Annotated in this window: 4 protein-coding genes; all 4 read left to right on the top strand. The window is 34.7% G+C overall.

Annotated features, from left to right (window positions below; translation table 11 throughout):
• On the top strand, positions 1–423 hold a 423-nt coding region (locus tag SOY52_RS06900; RefSeq protein ID WP_320848227.1), incomplete at its 5' end, for an ABC transporter permease.
• Complete coding sequence (locus tag SOY52_RS06895) at positions 420–1235, top strand: ABC transporter permease (RefSeq protein WP_320848226.1); 816 nt, start codon at positions 420–422, stop codon at positions 1233–1235. The genes SOY52_RS06900 and SOY52_RS06895, both read left to right, overlap by 4 nt.
• Positions 1228–2178, top strand: a complete 951-nt coding sequence (locus SOY52_RS06890) for an ABC transporter ATP-binding protein (RefSeq protein WP_320848225.1) — start codon at positions 1228–1230, stop codon at positions 2176–2178. Before SOY52_RS06895 ends, SOY52_RS06890 begins: the two co-directional genes overlap by 8 nt.
• Positions 2179–2189: 11 nt before the next feature.
• Positions 2190–2770: dipeptide/oligopeptide/nickel ABC transporter ATP-binding protein (locus SOY52_RS06885; protein WP_320848224.1), on the top strand; the 581-nt coding region annotated here is incomplete at its 3' end.

Genomic DNA, 2770 nt, shown 5'->3' with positions numbered 1-2770 from the left:
AGTATTACATTAGCATCCTTCATCCTTGCTTTTGGAGAGCTTGCTTTAATGACAAGAATGTTTCGCTCCTCCCTTGTAAGGTCACTTGCTGATGATTATATGATTAGCTGTGATGTTAAGGGGCTAAAACGAAGTAGGGCGCTACTACACTATGCAGCACGAAGTGCAATAATTGCTCCAATAACACTAATAGGAAACCAGGCTGCAAAGTTATTTGGTGGTACCGTAATTGTTGAGACAGTATTTTCTCTTCCAGGTATTGGAAGACTATTATTAGTTTCAGTTGAACAACATGATATTGCTCTTTTAGAAGGCGTTGTACTCTTTATTACATTAATGGTTGTTCTAATGAACTTCTTAACAGACATGTCAGTTGCCCTTGCTGATCCTCTAATAAGATTATCAGGAGGAGAAGCAAAGTGAAAAAACGAAATTACTCTTTATATGTAGGTTTATTCCTAATTTCAATAATAGTACTACTTTTTGTTTTATCATTTATATATCTACCATATTCAGTTGATGAAATGGATATTAAAAATAGATTTGCTCCTCCAAATGGAGAACATTTACTTGGTACTGACCACTTTGGAAGAGATATCTTTTCTAGAATTTTGGTATCCACTCGTTCTGCTCTTTTAGTAAGTGTTTCTTCTGTTTTAATTGGTGCAACATTTGGCTTGATATTAGGGGCAATTGCAGCATTATCACCTATTGCTATAGAAACAATAATAATGCGTTTTGTTGATGCATTAATGGCGTTCCCTGGAATATTATCAGCAATGATGCTATCTGCTGTGTTAGGCAAGGGTGTAATTAATGCAAGTATTGCAATATCCTTCTTTATGGTTCCGGTATTTGCAAGACTTTCATATTCAATGATTTTGGAAAATAGGAAAAAGGGATATGTAAAAGCTGCTAGAAGCTATGGAGCTTCCACTGTTAGACTAGTTGTATTTCATATGCTTCCTGATATGTTTACAAGATTAATTACTCAGCTATCAGCCTCAATCGGAACAGCTATATTAACTGAATCATCACTATCATTTTTAGGACTAGGAATACAGCCGCCTGGTGCAAGCCTTGGCTTGATGCTTTCAGAGGCTAAAGGATATGTACTTACAAAGCCATATCAAGCTCTCTGCCCTGGAATTGTTCTTTCAATTGCTGTCTTAGGGTTCTGTATGCTTGGGGATGGAATAAATTCATATTTGCAAGGAGATATATCCTATGAATGATATCCTTGTGCTTGATAAATTATCTGTTTGTGATGATAAAAGAGTCTTATTAAAAGATGTATCTCTTTCTTTAAAGGAAAATGAAACCATAGCCTTCATTGGTGAGTCTGGATCAGGAAAAACAATTACTTTAAAATCTATCTTAGCTATTTTACCTGAGGATGTTAAAAGAGCATCAGGAAGTGTATATCTCTGTGGAGAGGATATATATAGCTTAAAAAATAGTAAAAAGAGGAGCTTCTTAGGTCAGCACATCGGCTTTGTAGCTCAAAATACAGTTAACTACCTCCATCCTCTCTTAAGAATTTCAACTCAAATGACAGATGGGTATATCACTTATAATGGAAAGAAGAGTAAGAAGGAAGCATATGAGAAAGCTTATCAATTACTCTTAAGTGTAGGGATAACAGACCCTGAAAGAGTATTATCATCTTATCCATCTCAACTATCTGGTGGTATGAAGCAGAGAGTAAATATAGCAACAGCTTTAATGATGGATCCTTGTTTATTACTTTCTGATGAACCAACTACTGCTCTTGATAAGGTCGTTCAAAAGCAAGTTATTGATTTATATTTATCACTACTTAGTAAAAGGAATATTTCTCTAGTTCTAGTCAGTCATGACCTTTTCTTTGTTAGTAAAATTGCTGATAAAATAGCGGTATTCTATTCTGGTCAAATTGTTGAATTAGGACAAAAGAATGAGATATTAAATACCCCAATGCATCCATACACTAAAGCTCTTTTAGCTCTCTCTCCATCAATGGATATGGATAAGGGTAAACCTTTACAAGAAATTAAAGGTTATATCAGTGAAGAAGATAGACTACGTCCAGGATGTCCATTCTTTTCTCGTTGTCCTCATGCTACTAAAAAGTGTGAGAGTGTGGTTGATCAAGTATTTGTTTCTCCTACTCATAGCGTAAAGTGTACTTTAATATAGGAGGCAAAACTATGATTCTTGAAGCTACTGCAATTACTAAAGATTTTAAAATTAAACAAAAGAAGTTTAGAGCTCTAGAAAGAGTATCATTTTCATTAAATGAAAAAGAGGTGCTTGGAATAGTAGGAGAGTCAGGATCTGGTAAGACTACCTTGGGAGAAATAGTAGGAGGTTTACAGTCTCCTACCTCTGGCTCAGTTTATTATGATGGAAATGATATTTCATTATTAAGTGGCGATGATAAACACACCTTTAGACGCTCAGTTCAATTTATTTTCCAATCTCCAAAGGAAACAATGAATCCTTATTTTACAATTAAAAGTATTCTTTCAGAGCCTTTAAAAATAAACTATAAGGGTATTAGTAAAACTGAAATTGAGAGAATGATAAGTGAAATGCTAATTAGGGTTGGAATGGATCCAAGTAATACCTTAGGGTATAGGCCCTCTCATTTTTCTGGTGGGCAACTTCAGCGAATAGCTATTGCAAGAGCATTACTACTAGATCCTAGAGTATTAATTTGCGATGAATGCACATCCTCCTTAGATGTATCTCTTCAAGCACAAATTTTAAATTTATTAATTTCCTTGAA

This window comes from Bullifex sp. (assembly GCF_034103065.1).
Lineage (GTDB): Bacteria > Spirochaetota > Spirochaetia > Sphaerochaetales > Sphaerochaetaceae > Bullifex.
This window is presented reverse-complemented; position numbering and strand designations above follow the sequence as displayed.

Bases quoted from the DNA above. Each gene is read 5' to 3' on its own strand.
- SOY52_RS06890 (WP_320848225.1), top strand. From the start codon at position 1,228: ATGAATGATATCCTTGTGCTTGATAAATTATCTGTTTGTGATGATAAA.